General features: G+C 70.2%; 16 protein-coding genes and 1 pseudogene. 12 read left to right on the top strand and 5 right to left on the bottom strand.

What is annotated here, in order from left to right; translation table 11 throughout:
* Positions 1–37: 37 nt before the first annotated feature.
* The 9 genes and pseudogenes from gcvT to QF027_RS33425 all read left to right on the top strand — a co-directional run bounded on the left by gcvT (position 38) and on the right by QF027_RS33425 (position 8122).
* A complete protein-coding gene (gene gcvT / locus QF027_RS33465; RefSeq protein ID WP_307078845.1) occupies positions 38–1171 on the top strand; it encodes a glycine cleavage system aminomethyltransferase GcvT in 1134 nt (377 codons plus the stop codon).
* Positions 1172–1269: 98 nt separating this feature from the next.
* Positions 1270–1647, top strand: coding sequence for a glycine cleavage system protein GcvH (gene gcvH / locus QF027_RS33460; protein ID WP_007384830.1), 378 nt, complete (start codon positions 1270–1272; stop codon positions 1645–1647).
* A 14-nt stretch (positions 1648–1661) separates the two neighbouring features.
* Positions 1662–2924 carry a serine hydroxymethyltransferase gene (gene glyA, locus QF027_RS33455; protein ID WP_306976108.1) on the top strand — a complete coding sequence of 421 codons (1263 nt, stop codon included), beginning with the start codon at positions 1662–1664 and terminating at the stop codon, positions 2922–2924.
* Between the two features lie 56 nt (positions 2925–2980).
* The gene (locus tag QF027_RS33450) at positions 2981–4348 is read left to right on the top strand and encodes an L-serine ammonia-lyase (RefSeq protein ID WP_306976110.1); all 1368 of its coding nucleotides are present in this window, start codon (positions 2981–2983) and stop codon (positions 4346–4348) included.
* A 75-nt stretch (positions 4349–4423) separates the two neighbouring features.
* A pseudogene (locus QF027_RS49710) lies at positions 4424–4933 on the top strand (carboxypeptidase-like regulatory domain-containing protein); the annotation flags it as partial.
* A 232-nt stretch (positions 4934–5165) separates the two neighbouring features.
* Positions 5166–5564: a hypothetical protein gene (locus QF027_RS33440; protein ID WP_306976114.1), complete on the top strand. Its 399-nt coding sequence runs from the start codon at positions 5166–5168 to the stop codon at positions 5562–5564.
* Between the two features lie 41 nt (positions 5565–5605).
* Entirely contained in the window at positions 5606–6034 is a 429-nt protein-coding gene (locus QF027_RS33435; protein ID WP_306976116.1) for a hypothetical protein, read from the top strand.
* Positions 6035–6984: 950 nt separating this feature from the next.
* A complete protein-coding gene (locus tag QF027_RS33430) occupies positions 6985–7542 on the top strand; it encodes a glycoside hydrolase family 25 protein (RefSeq protein WP_306976120.1) in 558 nt (185 codons plus the stop codon).
* 37 nt (positions 7543–7579) lie between these two features.
* Positions 7580–8122: an MOSC domain-containing protein gene (locus tag QF027_RS33425; protein WP_307078840.1), complete on the top strand. Its 543-nt coding sequence runs from the start codon at positions 7580–7582 to the stop codon at positions 8120–8122.
* Between the two features lie 25 nt (positions 8123–8147).
* Here the strand turns inward: QF027_RS33425 and QF027_RS33420 are convergent, their stop codons facing one another.
* Entirely contained in the window at positions 8148–8825 is a 678-nt protein-coding gene (locus QF027_RS33420) for a FadR/GntR family transcriptional regulator (protein ID WP_307082591.1), read from the bottom strand.
* Between the two features lie 244 nt (positions 8826–9069).
* Between QF027_RS33420 and QF027_RS33415 the strand changes: the two genes are divergently transcribed.
* Positions 9070–10695, top strand: a complete 1626-nt coding sequence (locus tag QF027_RS33415) for a 2-isopropylmalate synthase (protein ID WP_307078838.1) — start codon at positions 9070–9072, stop codon at positions 10693–10695.
* A complete protein-coding gene (locus QF027_RS33410) occupies positions 10692–11531 on the top strand; it encodes an ABC transporter ATP-binding protein (protein ID WP_307078836.1) in 840 nt (279 codons plus the stop codon). Before QF027_RS33415 ends, QF027_RS33410 begins: the two co-directional genes overlap by 4 nt.
* Positions 11532–11572: 41 nt before the next feature.
* On the opposite strand, the gene QF027_RS33405 is transcribed toward QF027_RS33410, so the two are convergent.
* The gene (locus QF027_RS33405) at positions 11573–11791 is read right to left on the bottom strand and encodes an EF-hand domain-containing protein (RefSeq protein ID WP_007384825.1); all 219 of its coding nucleotides are present in this window, start codon (positions 11789–11791) and stop codon (positions 11573–11575) included.
* Between the two features lie 175 nt (positions 11792–11966).
* Here QF027_RS33405 and QF027_RS33400 point away from each other — a divergent pair, with 175 nt between their 5' ends.
* Positions 11967–12647 carry a GNAT family N-acetyltransferase gene (locus tag QF027_RS33400; protein WP_307078834.1) on the top strand — a complete coding sequence of 227 codons (681 nt, stop codon included), beginning with the start codon at positions 11967–11969 and terminating at the stop codon, positions 12645–12647.
* On the opposite strand, the gene QF027_RS33395 is transcribed toward QF027_RS33400, so the two are convergent.
* From QF027_RS33395 to QF027_RS33385, 3 genes are read right to left on the bottom strand one after another with little or no spacing between them, the layout of a single operon-like run.
* Positions 12618–13817, bottom strand: coding sequence for a YVTN family beta-propeller repeat protein (locus tag QF027_RS33395; RefSeq protein WP_373432030.1), 1200 nt, complete (start codon positions 13815–13817; stop codon positions 12618–12620). The genes QF027_RS33400 and QF027_RS33395 overlap by 30 nt on opposite strands.
* Positions 13817–14548, bottom strand: a complete 732-nt coding sequence (locus QF027_RS33390) for a polysaccharide deacetylase family protein (RefSeq protein WP_307082586.1) — start codon at positions 14546–14548, stop codon at positions 13817–13819. Before QF027_RS33390 ends, QF027_RS33395 begins: the two co-directional genes overlap by 1 nt.
* A gap of 42 nt (positions 14549–14590) precedes the next feature.
* Positions 14591–15094, bottom strand: a complete 504-nt coding sequence (locus QF027_RS33385; RefSeq protein WP_306976128.1) for an ATP-binding protein — start codon at positions 15092–15094, stop codon at positions 14591–14593.
* Positions 15095–15148: the final 54 nt, after the last annotated feature.

Here is a 15148-nt window from a genome sequence, read left to right as displayed (position 1 = left end):
CCCGTCATGCCTTGGATCCTTGGGAGACGACCGTCCGATGAGCAGTACCGAACCCCGTCGTACCGCGCTCGACGCCCTGCACCGCTCGCTGGGCGCGACGATGACCGACTTCGCCGGCTGGGACATGCCCCTGCGCTACGGCTCCGAGCGCGACGAGCACAACGCCGTACGCACGAAGGCCGGGCTCTTCGACCTCTCCCACATGGGCGAGATCACCGTGACCGGGCCGCAGGCGGCCGAGCTGCTGAACTTCGCCCTCGTCGGCAACATCGCGTCGCTGAGTGTCGGCCGCGCCCGCTACACCATGATCTGCCAGGCCGACGGCGGCATCCTGGACGACCTGATCGTCTACCGGCTCGGCGACACCGAGGCCGCTTCTTCTCACTACCTGGTGGTGGCCAACGCCTCCAACGCCCAGGTCGTGCTGGACGCGCTGACCGAGCGCGCGGCCGGCTTCGACGCCGAGGTGCGTGACGACCGGGACGCCTACGCGCTGATCGCCGTACAGGGACCTCAGGCGCCGGGGATCCTCGCCTCCCTGACCGACGCCGACCTCGACGGCCTGAAGTACTACGCCGGTCTGCCCGGCACGGTCGCCGGGGTGCCCGCGCTGATCGCCCGCACCGGGTACACCGGCGAGGACGGCTTCGAGCTGTTCGTGAAGCCGGAGCACGCGGTCGAGCTGTGGCAGGCGCTGACCAAGGCGGGCGAGGGCGTCGGGCTCGTCCCCTGCGGGCTGTCCTGCCGGGACACGCTGCGCCTGGAGGCGGGCATGCCGCTGTACGGGCACGAGCTGTCGACCTCCCTCACCCCCTTCGACGCGGGCCTCGGGCGGGTGGTGAAGTTCGAGAAGGAGGGCGATTTCGTGGGCCGCGCGGCCCTGCGCGAGGCCGCGGAGAACGCGAACCACGAGCCGCCGCGCGTCCTCGTCGGGCTGATCGCCGAGGGCCGCCGGGTCCCGCGTGCCGGGTACGCGGTCGTCGCGGGCGGCGAGGTGATCGGCGAGGTCACCTCCGGTGCCCCCTCCCCCACGCTGGGCAGGCCGATCGCGATGGCATACGTCGACCCCGCGCACGCGACGCCGGGCACGGCGGGTGTCGGTGTGGACATCCGGGGCAGTCACGAGCCGTACGAGGTCGTGGCGCTGCCGTTCTACAAGCGTCAGAAGTAGCCGTCGTAGGTGATGCTGAGCACAGAGTCGCTGCTCACGCACGTCTTCCGCAGTCCCCCATTCATCAGCACTCCCCCGCGTACAGGAGAATTCAGACCATGAGCAACCCGCAGCAGCTGCGTTACAGCAAGGAGCACGAGTGGCTGTCGGGCGCCGAGGACGGCGTCTCGACGGTCGGCATCACCGAGCACGCGGCCAACGCGCTCGGCGATGTCGTCTTCGTCCAGCTCCCGGAGGTCGGTGACACGGTGACCGCGGGCGAGACCTGCGGCGAGCTGGAGTCGACCAAGTCGGTCAGCGACCTGTACTCCCCCGTCTCCGGTGAGGTCACCGAGGTCAACGAGGACGTCGTGAGCGACCCGGCGCTGGTGAACTCCGCCCCCTTCGAGGGCGGCTGGCTGTTCAAGGTGCGCGTCGCCGAGGAGCCGGCCGACCTGCTCTCCGCCGACGAGTACACCGCCTTTTCCGCCGGCTGAGGAGTCCGCACCCGATGTCCGCACTGAACACACCCCTGCACGAGCTCGACCCGGAGATCGCCGCCGCGGTCGACGCCGAGCTGGACCGTCAGCAGTCCACCCTCGAGATGATCGCGTCGGAGAACTTCGCTCCGCTCGCGGTTATGGAGGCGCAGGGCTCGGTCCTCACCAACAAGTACGCCGAGGGCTATCCCGGCCGTCGCTACTACGGCGGCTGCGAGCACGTCGACGTGGCCGAGCAGATCGCGATCGACCGTCTGAAGGAGCTGTTCGGCGCCGAGTACGCCAACGTGCAGCCCCACTCCGGTGCCTCCGCGAACCAGGCCGCCCTGTTCGCGCTGGCGCAGCCCGGCGACACGATCCTGGGTCTGGACCTGGCGCACGGCGGTCACCTGACCCACGGGATGCGGCTGAACTTCTCCGGCAAGCAGTTCGACGTGGTCGCGTACCACGTGGACGAGGCGGGTCTCGTCGACATGGCCGAGCTGGAGAAGCTCGCCAAGGAGCACCGGCCCAAGGTGATCATCGCCGGCTGGTCGGCGTACCCGCGGCAGCTGGACTTCGCGGAGTTCCGCCGGATCGCCGACGAGGTCGAGGCGTACCTGTGGGTCGACATGGCCCACTTCGCGGGCCTGGTGGCGGCGGGGCTGCACCCGAACCCCGTCGAGTACGCGGACGTGGTCACCTCCACCACCCACAAGACGCTGGGCGGACCGCGCGGCGGGATCATCCTTGCGAAGAAGGAGTTCGCGAAGAAGCTGAACTCCTCCGTCTTCCCGGGCTTCCAGGGCGGTCCCCTGGAGCACGTGATCGCGGCGAAGGCGGTGTCCTTCAAGGTGGCGGCCTCGGAGGAGTTCAAGGAGCGCCAGCGGCGTACCGTGGACGGTGCGCGCATCCTCGCCGAGCGTCTGACGGCCGACGACGCCCGGGAGGCCGGGGTCGACGTGCTCTCCGGCGGCACCGACGTCCACCTCATCCTCGTCGACCTGCGCGAGTCCGAACTGGACGGCCGGCAGGCCGAGGACCGTCTCCACGAGGTCGGCATCACGGTCAACCGCAACGCCGTCCCGAACGACCCGCGCCCGCCGATGGTGACGTCGGGGCTGCGGATCGGCACGCCCGCCCTGGCCACCCGCGGCTTCACGGCCGAGGACTTCACCGAGGTCGCGGACGTCATCGCCGAGACGCTGAAGCCGTCCTACGACGTCGAGTCGCTGAAGGCCCGGGTCAAGGCGCTCGCCGACAAGCACCCGCTGTACCCCGGCCTGAACAAGTAGTTCCACGGTGGGGGCACCCGACGACGTGTGCCCCCACCCTTTTTGAAGGAGTGCCCGTGGCCATCTCGGTCTTCGACCTGTTCTCGATCGGCATCGGCCCGTCCAGCTCCCACACGGTCGGCCCGATGCGCGCGGCCCGTATGTTCGCCCGTCGCCTGCGCAACGAGGAGCTGCTGCCCTCCGTCGCCTCGGTGCGCTGCGAGCTCTACGGCTCCCTGGGCGCGACCGGTCACGGCCACGGCACCCCGAAGGCGGTGCTGCTCGGCCTGGAGGGTGCCTCCCCGCGCACCGTGGACGTGGAGAACGCGGACGACCGGGTGGCGGAGATCAAGGCCGCGGGCGTCCTGAAGCTGCTCGGCGAGCGTGAGATCCCCTTCTCCTTCGACGACGACCTGGTCCTGCACCGCCGCAAGACGCTCCCGTACCACGCGAACGGCATGACGGTGTGGGCGTACGACGCCTCGGGCGCCGAACTCATGTCGAAGACGTACTACTCGGTGGGCGGCGGGTTCGTCGTCGACCAGGACGCGGTGGGCGCGGACCGGATCAAGCTCGACGACACGGTGCTGAAGTACCCCTTCCGCACCGGCGACGAGTTGCTGCGGCTGACGAAGGAGACCGGGCTGTCGATCTCCGCCCTGATGCTGGAGAACGAACGCGCCTGGCGCACCGAGGACGAGATCCGCACCGGGCTGCTGGAGATCTGGGAGGTCATGCGGGCCTGCGTGCAGCGTGGCATGACCCGCGAGGGCATCCTGCCGGGCGGCCTTCGGGTGCGCCGCCGCGCCGCGGTGACCGCGCGCCAACTCCGCGCCGAGGGCGATCCGTTGGCGCACTCCATGGAGTGGATCACGCTGTACGCGATGGCGGTGAACGAGGAGAACGCGGCGGGCGGCCGGGTGGTGACCGCGCCGACCAACGGGGCCGCAGGCATCATCCCCGCGGTGCTCCACTACTACATGAACTTCGTGCCCGGCGCCGACGACGAGGGCGTCGTTCGGTTCATGCTGGCCGCCGGGGCGATCGGCATGCTCTTCAAGGAGAACGCGTCCATCTCCGGCGCGGAGGTCGGCTGCCAGGGCGAGGTCGGCTCGGCCTGCTCGATGGCCGCGGGCGCCCTCGCCGAGGTCCTCGGCGGCTCCCCCGAACAGGTCGAGAACGCCGCCGAGATCGGCATGGAGCACAACCTGGGTCTGACGTGCGACCCGGTCGGCGGGCTGGTCCAGATCCCCTGCATCGAGCGCAACGGCATGGCCGCGGTCAAGGCGGTGACGGCGGCGAAGATGGCCCTGCGGGGGGACGGCTCGCACAAGGTGTCCCTCGACAAGGTCATCAAGACGATGAAGGAGACCGGGGCCGACATGAGCGTGAAGTACAAGGAGACGGCCCGGGGCGGGCTGGCGGTGAACATCATCGAGTGCTGAGGGGGTGCGGTGACGTTCGAGTACATCGAGCTCGGCGACACCGACGCCGCCCGCGGTGCCTCGGCCACCGCGGGCATGGAGAACGCGAACGGCACCGTCGCCGTCCCGCTCAACTACAACAAGCCGTGGCTGCGTTCGGGCACCGCGTTCCGCGCCGACGTGCCTGCGGTCCTACGGGGCCGGGTCACCGATTTGGACAGCGGCCAGCCGATGGCGGGCATCACCGTGTACGCCGAGCGGGAGGACGGGCCGCAGCCGCGCACCACCACCGGCTCGGACGGCCACTACACCCTGCGTCTGCCCTACGGCAGCCACCGCATGGTCGCCACCGCCGCCGACTACGCCCCGGTCACCGGCGACGCCTCGCTTACCGTGCAGCAGCCGCAGGGCACGCTCGACCTGGTTCTCGACCGCAACGCGGTGGCGGGCAAGGTCACCGACTACCTGGGCCGGGCGGTCGCCGACGCCGAGATCACCACCAACGGGGTGGCGGAGCGCATGTTGCGCACCGGCACCGACGGTACGTACCGCATCGCGGCCCTGCCGCCCGGCGAACTCACCGTCACCGTGCAGGCGGACGGCTGCCACGAGACCGGCATCCGTACCGAGGCCGTGGACGGCGAGGAGCAGCTCGACTTCCAGCTCGGGCAGCGCAAGGACGGCGGCGGCTACACCTGCACCACGTCCACCGGCACCGCATTGCCGGTGACCACCAAGCTGGCGCTCACCGGCGACGAGGAGGCCGCAGAGGTACAACTGCCGTTCTCCTTCCCGTTCTACGGCACCACCCAGAACCACCACGATCTCCACCAACGGGGTGCTGACCTTCGACTACTGGGCGGCCGGCTGGGCGAACAGGCCCCTGCCCGACAAAGGCGCGCCGGACGGCGGCATCTACGCCTTCTGGGACGATCTGGAGCTCGACCAGGACAGCTCGGTGTGGACCGGGACCGTGGGAGAGGGCGCCGCGCAGAAGTTCGTCGTCGAGTGGCGCAACTCGGGCTTCTTCGCCGGGTCCGAACGCATCACCGTGCAGGCAGTGCTCCACAAGGACGGCACCATCGTCTACCACTACCGCGATCTGGAAGGGGAGGAGGACGCCCTGGGCGACTACGCCTCCATCGGTATCGAGGCACCGGACAACACCATCGGCTTCGGCTGGCCGTACGGCCGACCGGTGTTGGAGAACAACCTTGCGATCATTTTCCGGCACTGATGCTCGTCAGTACGCTGTCGCCAGACTCAGGGAAGGCAAACATGACCACGCGAACGAGGCTGCTGCTCGCCCTCCTTGCCGGTGCACTCCTGCTGACCGGCTGCAGCGAACTGTCCGCACCCCGAGCCGCCGCCGACGGAGTAAGCCTCACAGTCAGCGGCGGCTTCGCCGGAGTCCGGCACGGCATCGAGGTCGGCCCCGGCGATGCGGTTTTCCTCACCGACCGCAAGGGCGGCCGCGAGCAGACAGATGCCCTGACACCGGCCGAGAGGAAGAAACTCGACTCCCTGCTCGACGCGGTGGACTTCGGCGAGCTGCCGTCCCGCAGCGTCGCCGAGAACGCCCGGGACCGCTTCGAATACCGCCTGCAGCACGACGGCCACACCCTGGTCACCGACGGCAGTACGGACCTGGGCCCGGCCCGCGACCTCATCGCCCATCTCGAGAGCTGCATGCAGGCGCGGCGCTAAGCAGGGTCGGGGACTGGCGCAATGGCTGATGCTCCGTTTCCAGTCCCCGCCGCTTCAAACCGTGTACTACAGCCACAGATCTCCCCTGCGTGATCGGAGCTGACCGTTTCGCGCTCCGCCGCCCGCCCGGCTCCATGGCGCGAGGGGCCGGGTCAGGCTCGGCCGCCGCCTTGGTGACCGAGCCTGACCGGTTCTGACCGACGGATCAAGATCTGCGGCTGTAGTACGAGGTCAGGGAGGCATGGAGACGGCGCGCGGGGGCTTGGCGGTCAACATCATCGAATGCTGAGGTAACAGGCCCTGACCAGCGCGTTCGTTTCTTTCAGCGCTGTCAGGGCCTTCCTTGCTTACGCGGCGGAAAGTCCCCGGAATGTCCCTGGGAGCAGGCGCGAAAGCCCCCACCTGCTCGTGCGGCACTTCCCGGACTGGCGCTTCACGGCACCGGGCGGCGGACTGCCCCTGTGGGTCGACCTGCGCGCGCGGCTCGGCCCGGCGCTGGCCCGTGCGGCGGGGCGGCGGTTCGGCGGGGCAGCGGGGCAGCGGGGCAGCGGGGGGTACGGATCTATTCGGGCGGCCGGTTCGGGGAGGACGGCACGCTGGACAACCACATCCGGATTCCGTTCGTCGCCGACGACGAGACCCTGGCGGAGCGGTTCGAGCGGCTGGCAGAGGTGTGCGGGCCGGGAGGTCAGGTGCAGGGGCGGGTGGTCACCCAGCTGCGGGTGCAGGAGCGAAGTGGAGACAAATCACCAGATCCGAGCCATGGCAGACGTATCCGGCGTGTCCCGCGCAAACTCCTCCACCGGCACCACGGACGTGGAGGTCGCCGCGCGCCTACCCCGGTACGCGGCGCTGCCCGGACCGGCGGCCACGCGCGCCGAGGTTCCTCCGCCACCATGTGGGGCATCATCAACTCCCGTCCCCACACCCACACTTCAGGGAGCCCCCACATGCTCCGCGGCATCGATGTCAGCGCCTACCAGTCGTCCACCTTCAGCACGGAGGGCCTCGCCTTCGTCTTCATCAAGGCGACGGAGGGCCGCTCCTACACCAACCCGAAACTCTCCGCCCAGACCAAGCACGCCCGCGAGGCCGGACTGGTCGTGGGCTTCTACCACTTCCTGTGGCCCGGCAATCTCACCGCCCAGGCCGAGTACTTCGTCAAACACGCCCCCGAGAAGGGGGGCGACATCCTCGCGGTCGACTGGGAGACGACGGGCGACGGCACCCACGCGACGAACGCGGAGAAGGACAGCTTCATCCGCAAGGTGAAGCAGCTGCGCCCGAAAAATCCGGTCGTTCTCTACACAAACAGGCACTACTGGCTGACAGTCGACACGACGTCGTACGCCGGCGACGGCCTCTGGATCGCCGACTACGTCACGGCCGGCAAGCCCCGCATCAAGGCCAAGTGGCGCTTCCACCAGTACACCGACGACCCTGTGGACAAGAACGTCGCCGACTTCGCGAGCAAAGCTGCCCTACGCGAGTGGGCCACCGAAGCCTGACCGGCGCCGACCGGCGCCCTGATCGTAGGCTGTCCCCATGGGCGGGAAGATCGCTGCGGTCAGCAGCAACGGGACGTACTCCTTCACCAAGCCGAACCGCGAGAGCATCACGCTGCTCGCCGGGTTCGGGGTGGAGGGGGATGTTCACGGCGGGGCGACGGTGAAGCATCGGGGCCGGATGGCGAAGGATCCCTCGCAGCCGAATCTCCGGCAGGTGCACCTGATGCACGAGGAGTTGTTCGAGGAGCTCCGCGTGGCCGGGTTCGAGGTCGGCGCCGGGCAGCTCGGGGAGAACGTGACGACGCGGGGCGTCGACCTGCTGGGGCTCTCGGTGGGGACCCTGCTGCATCTGGGCGACGAGGCCGTCGTCGAGGTGACCGGTCTGCGGAATCCGTGTGCGCAGATCGACGGCTTCCGCAAGGGCCTGCTGAAGGAGGTCGTCGGACGGGGTCCGGACGGGGGCGTCCGCTTCAAATCCGGGATCATGGGTGTCGTCGCGGTGGGAGGTGTGGTGCGTCCCGGGGACACGATCCGGATCGAGCCGCCGGACGGACCGCACCGGCCGCTCGACATCGTGTGATCGCCCGGGATCGGTGCCGCGGCGCTCAGCCCCCGAACGGATCCTCCAGCTCGGCTCGCAGAATCCCCGCCGCCCCCTCCGCGTCCCCGTCCGCCACCGCCCGGACCAGTGCCGCGTGGGCCTCGTCCGCGGTGTTGGGGTCGACGTCGCGCAGGGCGGTCAGGGCCAGCAACTCGATCAGGCCCTCGCGCAGGACGGGGGTGAACTCCCTGAACAGGTCGGCGAGTACGGGGTTGTGCGCGGCCGCGACCACCGCGGCGTGGAAGGTGATGTCCGCGTCGACGAAGGCCGCGTCGGAGGATGCGGAGGCGGCCCGCCGGCCTTCCAGCGCGCGTTCCATCGCCGTCACGTCCTCGGGGGTACGGCGGCGCGCGGCGAGGCGGGCCGCGTGGACCTCCACCGCCGTGCGGACCTCGTAGACGTCCGTGACCGCGGCCCGGCGCAGACGCGTGGGCCAGTCCTCCACCGTCTGCGTCGCGGTGACGAAGACCCCCGCGCCCTGCCTCGGCTGCACCAGCCCCGCCCCGGCCAGCGCCCGCAGCGCCTCGCGGACCGTTGAGCGGCCGACGCCCAGTTCCTTCGCGAGTGTGGTCTCACCGGGCAGCTTGGTGCCCACGGGCCAGTGGCCCGCGGTGATCTGCTCACGCAGCCGCTCGGCGGCCTGTTCGACCAGGGGACTGGGGCGGACGGGGCCCAGCGGCATCTGCGGTTCACCCATTCATGCGAGGCAAAGGACGGTACTCGGCGAATTCTCACTTGTCTGAGGACCTGAGGAGTGGCTAGCCTACCGGCATGACGCTCAGCGGTCTCCTTCTTCTCGGCTGCCGCGGCGGGGCCTGACGCGACCGGCACCCCGCCGCGGGACGCCGTGCTGCCGGTCTCCGTCGACCGACCGAGCCGAAGGACCCACCGTAACCTCCGTCTGGAACCCCCAGCGGCCCAGCCCCATGCCCTTCCATCGCTACCGCCCCTTCGAGGACCGCGTGAACGTACCGGTCAACGACCGGAGTTGGCCGTCCGCCCGCATCGACCGCGCCCCCCTCTGGGTCCCCGTCGACCTGCGCGACGGCAATCAGGCCCTCGCCGAGCCGATGGACACCGCCCGCAAGAGCCGCTTCTTCGACCTGCTGGTGCGCACCGGCTTCAAGGAGATCGAGATCGGCTATCCCTCCGCGAGCCGCACCGACTTCGACTTCGTACGGCATCTGGTGACCGGCGGCGCCGTCCCCGACGACGTCACTCCCGTCGTCTTCACCCCGGCGCGCACCGACCTGATCGACAGGACCTTCGACTCGATCGCCGGACTGCCGCGTGCCGTCGTCCACCTGTACATCGCCACCTCACCGGTGTGGCGGGACGTCGTCCTGGGCCGGGACCGCAAGGAGGTGTGGCGGACCGTGCGGGAGTCGGCCGAGCACATGGCACGGCGGGCCGAGACCCTCAACGGCACAGCCGTCCGCTTCCAGTTCTCCCCCGAGACCTTCAACCTCACCGAGCCGGACCTCGTCCTGGAGCTGTGCGACGGACTGACGGAGCTGTGGGACGCCAGCCCGGACCGCCCGGTGACCCACAATCTGCCCGCGACCGTCGAGATCGCCACCCCGAACGTCTACGCCGACCAGATCGAGTACGTCCACCGCCATCTGGTCCGCCGCGACTGTGTGATCCTCTCCGTCCACCCGCACAACGACCGCGGCACCGGCGTCGCCTGCGCCGAACTCGCCGTGCTGGCCGGCGCCCAGCGGGTGGAGGGCTGTCTGTTCGGCAACGGCGAGCGCACCGGCAACGTCGACCTGGTGACCCTCGCGATGAACCTGTACGCCCAAGGGGTGGACCCCATGGTCGACTTCGGCGACATCGACGCCGTCCGCGAGACGGTGGAGCACTGCAACCGGCTGCCCGTGCACCCCCGCCACCCGTACGCCGGCGAGCTCGTCCACACCGCCTTCTCCGGCACCCACCAGGACGCCATCAGCAAGGGTCTCGCGCACCGGGACGAGCACCCGGACGAGCCCTGGCAGGTCCCGTACCTGCCGATCGACCCGGCCGACATCGGGCGGACGTACGAGGCGGTGATTCGCGTCAACTCCCAGTCCGGCAAGGGCGGGACAGCGTATCTGCTGCGCACGCACCACGGCATCGACCTGCCGCCCCGCATGCGCGCCGACTTCTCCCGGGCCGTCCAGGAGGCCACCGACGCGAGCGGCCGGGAGATGGGTCCGAAGGAGCTGTACGAGCTGTTCCGGTCCACCTATCTGATGGAGGGTGAGGTCCGGCTGCACGACGGGACGGCGTACGAGGAGGCGCCCGGCGTCCACCGCTTCGTCGGCACGCTGGAGTGCGACGAGCACGTCGGCGACCACGAGGGCACGGGCACCAGTCCGCTCTCGGCCTTCGTGGACGCGCTCGCCGGTGCCGGGTACGCCGTCGAGGTCATTGACTTCGCCGAGGACGGCACGGCGGCCTACACCGAGTGCCGCGTCAACGGCCGTACGACGGCCTGGGGCGCCGGCGTGGGTCCGGCCGCCGCCGTCCAGGCCGTGCTGTCCGCGCTGAACCGGGCGATGCGGTGACGGAGGTCCTGCGCGCCGAGGACGTGCATGTCGTCCGGGACGGGGAGCCGATCCTCCAGGAGGTCTCCCTGACGGTCCGGGCGGGCGAGCACTGGGCCCTCCTGGGCGCCAACGGCGCGGGCAAGTCCACCCTGCTCAGCCTGTGCAGCGCCCTGGTCCACCCCACCCGCGGCACGGTCGAGGTGCTGGGCCGCCGGCTCGGCCGGGTCGACCTGCGGGAGCTGCGCGCCCACGTCGGTCACGTCGACCCGCGCCATCCGCTCACCGCGCCCCTGCGGGTCCGGGACATCGTCCTGACCGGGCTGACCAACTCCGTTGCCCCGCTCCCCCGTTGGCGACCGACGCAAGGGCAACGGGACAGGGCCGCCCGGCTCATCGGCACCCTCGGCCTCGCCGGCCTCGGCGACGCCCGCTGGCCGACGCTCTCGCAGGGTCAGCGAGGCCGTACGCTCATCGCCCGCGCGCATGGGGGTACCGCCCGGCTCGAGCGAAGCCGAGAGCTGGGGGAGCCCGAACCGCGGCTGCTCCTCCTCGACGAACCGGCGACCGGCCTCGACCTCCCGGGCCGCGAGCGGCTGATCGAGGCTCTGGGAGCCCTGCGCCGGGAGCATCCGGCACTGGCGACGGTCCTGGTCACCCACCATCTGGAGGAGCTCCCGGCCGGCACCACCCACGCGATGCTGCTGCGCGAGGGCCGGGTCCTCGCGCAGGGTCCGGCGTCGGACGTCCTGACCGGTGACCAGGTCGGCAAGTGCTTCGACCTGCCGCTGGTCCTGGAGCGTCACGGCGGCCGCTGGACGGTACGGATCCGGCGCCGGGGCCAGGACGGGGCATGACGAAGGGGGCGCCTGTCGAGGCGCCCCCCTCACCGTCGGCTCTACTTGTTCAGGTAGGCCCAGAACTCGTCGAACGACAGGAGCTTGTCGCCGTTCAGGTCGCGGCTCTTGATGATCGCCTCGGCGACCGACTCGGTCACGTTCCAGTCGCCGCCCTGGGCCAGGGCGGACTTGAACTCGGCGGCGGTGATGGTGCCGTCCCCGTCCGCATCGATCCGCTCGAACTGCTTGCGTGCTTCCTCGATGTCGATGTGCGCCACCGGTCCGCCCCTTTTCTTGCCTTTGTCGTGTCCTGCTGGCTTGCTGCCGCAGGTCAGATTAGCCGCCCGCCCCGATCTCCGGTGCGGCGCCCACCCGGGGAAAACCGCGGTGCCGTCCTCGATCATGTCTGCGAGTGTGGGCCTTCCACTGGGTGGCGACTCGAGGAGCGGTGTGATGGAGAGCTTGCGGGACATTCTCGACGCGGCGGCCCGCGGTGTCTTCCCGCCAGCGGACGGCAACACGACGGTCGTACCGCAGGCGTGTCACCGGGACGCGGGCGTGCTGTCCTTCACGGCGCACTCGGTCGTCTTCACCGACGAAGATCCCGAGTGGGTCCACGCCACCTTGCGCGGCCTGGACTGCGACGCGCTGGCCGCGACGCTGAACCCGCGGTTCCTGGCCGCCTTCCTGGACCGGACCGGGCGCCGGTCCGAGACCATCGACGCGATGCTGGTCGCCGACCCGCTGCCGGGCGGACCGCCGCTCGTGCTGAAGGAGATCGAGGACGCGAACCATCCGCGGGTCGCCTACGCCCGCAGGCGGCGCGACGACATCCGTGCCTGGACGGCGCGGGGCGGGTTGCTGGTGACGGGGCGGGGGGTCGGCGGCCGCCTGGAGGTCTCGGTGGAGGTGGACGAGGACGTACGGCACCGGGGGCTGGGACGTGCGCTGGTGAGCGCGGCCAGGCATCTCGTCACGGAACCGCTGTGGTCCCAGGTCTCACCGGGCAACGCCCGCAGCATGCGGGCGTTCCAGGCGGCCGGTTACCGTCCGGTGGGCGCGGAGGCGGTGCTGCTCGCCACGGCCCCGCAGGGCCTCGGCGGCTCAGCGGAAGATGCCCGTGTGACCGAGTGAGTACCGCCCCGGTTGTGGATACACGGCGAGTCCGTGCGGGCCGCTGCCGACCTTGACGCGGGCCAGCTGCGCGCCGGTGCGGGTGTCGATGGCGTAGACCTCGGAGTTGTAGCGGCCGGACAGCCACAGGACCTTGCCGTCGGCCGAGACGCCGCCCATGTCAGGGCTGCCGCCGTGGGGCAGATGCCACTTCTTGGTGAGCCTGTTCTGGGTGAAGTCGAAGACGGAGACGGTTCCTTCGCCACGGTTGGAGACATACATCTCGCGTGAGTCGCGGCTGACGTATAGACCGTGGGTGCCCTTGCCGGTGGGCAGCAGCGTCGGCCTGCCGAACGTGTCGCCGTCCAGGACCCACATCCCGTCGGCCATCATGTCCGCGACGTAGAACCGCTTGCCGTCCGGCGAGACCTTGACGTCCTGCGGCATGGCCCCGTCGAAGGGGAGCTTCTGCTGCCCGATCACCTTCATCTTCTCGGTGTCGACCTTCAGCAGCTCACCGCTGAACTCGCAGGACACGATGAAGTACCTCCCGTCCAGGGAGAAGTCGGCGTGGTTGACGCCGTAGCAGCTGACCGGGACGGTCTTGACCCGCTCCATGGTGTGCGGGTCGCGGAAGACGAGCTCGCGGTCGAGGGAGGCCATCACGACCGCGTACGTGCCGTTCGGTGTGAAGTAGAGGTTGTACGGGTCGTGGACCTCGACCGGTTTGCCCGCCTTCCCGGTCCGCGGGTCGATCGGCGTGAGGGTGTGCCCGCGGTTGTTGTTGACCCAGAGGGTCTTCAGGTCCCAGGAGGGCACGACGTGCTGGGGCTGCCGCCCCACGGGGATCGTCTCGATGATCTCGTACGTCTTCGGGTCGATGACGGAGACCGTGTCGGACCCGGTGTTGGGCACATAGACCCGCGACGGGAAGTCCTTGACCACCGGCGACAGCTTGTTGGGCCGGTCGGCCGCGTACACGTCCTTCGGATCGAGGACGGGCGGCATCCCGGACAGCCCATGGACCGGCTTCCGCACCGGTTTCACCGGTGCGGGGGCGGCCGCCTTGGTGCCCAGGGCCTCGTTCGCCCCGTCCTTGGAGCCGGTGCCGCAGGCGGCGAGAGCGACGAACGCGGCGCCCGCGATCAGGGCGCTCTTCACGAGGTGGCGCTTCATGGGAGTGGGGGGCATCAGCTGAACAGCTCCGTGGTGGTCACCGCGGCCAGGCCGCGCCGGTCGAGTTCTTCCAGTACGACGGGGAGGGCGGCGATCGTGTCGGCGTACCCGAAGTGCAGGCTCACCACGGATCCCTCGCGGATCTCGGTGAGAACCTTGCGGGCGACGACGGGGGCGCCGGGCGAGGTGAAGTCGAGGGAGTCGACGTCGTAGGAGAGGACGTGGGCATAACCGGCCTCCTGGGCCAGCCGCGTGACGAGAGGTGTGGCGACGGGCGTGCGGGAGGGCCGGAACCAGGTCCCGATCGACCCGGTGAGCCGCTTCAGCCGCTCCGCGCACCCGGTGATCTCTTCCCGGGCCTCGGTCTCGGACATCGCGTTGATGTCGAGGTGGCGGAGGGTGTGATTGCCGAGGTCGTGGCCGCCGTCGAGAATCCGGCGGGCGAGGTCGGGGTGCGCGTCGAGCCATGTGCCCACGGCGAGGACAGTGACCCGGGCACCGTACTTCTCGGCTTCGGTGAGCAGGGTACCTGCGGTCGCGGGATCACCGTCGCCGTGAAAGGTGAGGGCGACACGGGGGCGGTCGCGGGGGCCGTGGGTGAGCTGTGCGGGGAGAGCGGGGGCTGCGCTGGGGGATCGGACTGGATGGGCGACGGCACCACTGCTGCTCGCACATCCCGCGGCCAACGTCAGCCCGGCGGTGGCGAGCAGCACTGCCCGACGATCGGTAGCGGTCACCCACCCTATTTAAGGGGTTATGTCAGAGAATGGCGCTGATCGACCCACCGACTACCTGTCAGCCACCCGCATCTCGAACCAGGTTGTCTTCCCACGAGGCAGCAAGTCCACGCCCCACCGGTCCGAGAGCTTGTCCACGAGGAACAGCCCCCGCCCGCTGACATCCATCTCCTGCACGGGCATCAGGCAGGGCAGCCCCCGGGACGGATCCCGCACCTCTATCCGGATCCACCCCCGGCGACGCCGCATCCGCAGACCGAACACCCGCGCGCCCGTGTGCCGCACCGCGTTCCCCACCAGCTCGGACACGAGTAACACCGCGTCCTCGGTCATCTTCGGAGTGAGCCCCCAGTGCCGGAGAACGATCACCTGGGTCAAGCGCCGCGCGACCGCCGCGGACTCCGGCCGGGACGGCAACGGGACCTCGGCCTCCGCGGGATTCCCGAACAGTTCGAGCGCCTTCAGTGCGTGCTCGTCCTCGACCGCCGGAGACCAGCGCGCCGCCGTCGTACGGCTGTCTCCCCGCGGCTGTTCGAAACCCTCCAGCCCCGCCATGCCCCCATCATGGCCGCCCAAGCACCCTCGGGGGCCGTTCCTGACGAATACGCC

It is taken from the genome of Streptomyces canus, assembly GCF_030816965.1.
In the GTDB taxonomy this organism is placed as follows: Bacteria; Actinomycetota; Actinomycetes; order Streptomycetales; family Streptomycetaceae; genus Streptomyces; species Streptomyces canus_E.
The sequence above is the reverse complement of the archived record's forward strand: the minus strand, read 5'-3'. Positions and strand labels throughout refer to the sequence as shown.